Source organism: Pseudomonas sp. 22515, assembly GCF_052044625.1.
Classification (GTDB): domain Bacteria; phylum Pseudomonadota; class Gammaproteobacteria; order Pseudomonadales; family Pseudomonadaceae; genus Aquipseudomonas; species Aquipseudomonas alloputida.
Window position 1 is genome coordinate 1 of the sequence record NZ_JBQENN010000061.1, and the last position, 1,698, is coordinate 1,698.

Annotated in this window: 1 rRNA gene (only partly in view); it reads right to left on the minus strand. The window is 52.7% G+C overall.

Annotated features, from left to right (window positions below):
• Positions 1-1,698: ribosomal RNA gene (locus ACTJJN_RS26830) — 23S ribosomal RNA — on the minus strand; its annotated part runs 1,156 nt beyond the window's last position; the annotation flags it as partial.

Below are 1,698 nucleotides of genomic sequence, written 5' to 3' on the forward strand. Positions count from 1 at the left end.
TTAGCTCAACGCCTCACAGCGCTTACACACCCAACCTATCAACGTCGTAGTCTTCGACGGCCCTTTAGGGGATTCAAGATCCCAGTGAGATCTCATCTTGAGGCAAGTTTCCCGCTTAGATGCTTTCAGCGGTTATCTCTTCCGAACATAGCTACCCGGCAATGCCACTGGCGTGACAACCGGAACACCAGAGGTTCGTCCACTCCGGTCCTCTCGTACTAGGAGCAGCCCCTCTCAAATCTCAAACGTCCACGGCAGATAGGGACCGAACTGTCTCACGACGTTCTAAACCCAGCTCGCGTACCACTTTAAATGGCGAACAGCCATACCCTTGGGACCGGCTTCAGCCCCAGGATGTGATGAGCCGACATCGAGGTGCCAAACACCGCCGTCGATATGAACTCTTGGGCGGTATCAGCCTGTTATCCCCGGAGTACCTTTTATCCGTTGAGCGATGGCCCTTCCATACAGAACCACCGGATCACTAAGACCTACTTTCGTACCTGCTCGACGTGTTTGTCTCGCAGTCAAGCGCGCTTTTGCCTTTATACTCTACGACCGATTTCCGACCGGTCTGAGCGCACCTTCGTACTCCTCCGTTACTCTTTGGGAGGAGACCGCCCCAGTCAAACTACCCACCATACACTGTCCTCGATCCGGATAACGGACCTGAGTTAGAACCTCAAAGTTGCCAGGGTGGTATTTCAAGGATGGCTCCATGAGAACTGGCGTCCCCACTTCAAAGCCTCCCACCTATCCTACACAAGCAAATTCAAAGTCCAGTGCAAAGCTATAGTAAAGGTTCACGGGGTCTTTCCGTCTAGCCGCGGATACACTGCATCTTCACAGCGATTTCAATTTCACTGAGTCTCGGGTGGAGACAGCGCCGCCATCGTTACGCCATTCGTGCAGGTCGGAACTTACCCGACAAGGAATTTCGCTACCTTAGGACCGTTATAGTTACGGCCGCCGTTTACCGGGGCTTCGATCAAGAGCTTCGCTTGCGCTAACCCCATCAATTAACCTTCCGGCACCGGGCAGGCGTCACACCCTATACGTCCACTTTCGTGTTTGCAGAGTGCTGTGTTTTTAATAAACAGTCGCAGCGGCCTGGTATCTTCGACCGGCATGGGCTTACGGAGCAAGTCCTTCACCCTCGCCGGCGCACCTTCTCCCGAAGTTACGGTGCCATTTTGCCTAGTTCCTTCACCCGAGTTCTCTCAAGCGCCTTGGTATTCTCTACCTAACCACCTGTGTCGGTTTGGGGTACGGTTCCCAGTTATCTGAAGCTTAGGAGCTTTTCTTGGAAGCATGGTATCAACCACTTCGTCGCCTAAAGGCAACTCGTCATCAGCTCTCGGCCTTGAAATCCCGGATTTGCCTAAGATTTCAGCCTACCACCTTAAACCTGGACAACCAACGCCAGGCTGGCCTAACCTTCTCCGTCCCTCCATCGCAATAACTGGAAGTACAGGAATATTAACCTGTTTTCCATCGACTACGCTTTTCAGCCTCGCCTTAGGGACCGACTAACCCTGCGTCGATTAACGTTGCGCAGGAAACCTTGGTCTTTCGGCGTGCGAGTTTTTCACTCGCATTGTCGTTACTCATGTCAGCATTCGCACTTCTGATACCTCCAGCAAGCTTCTCAACTCACCTTCACAGGCTTACAGAACGCTCCTCTACCGCATCATCATA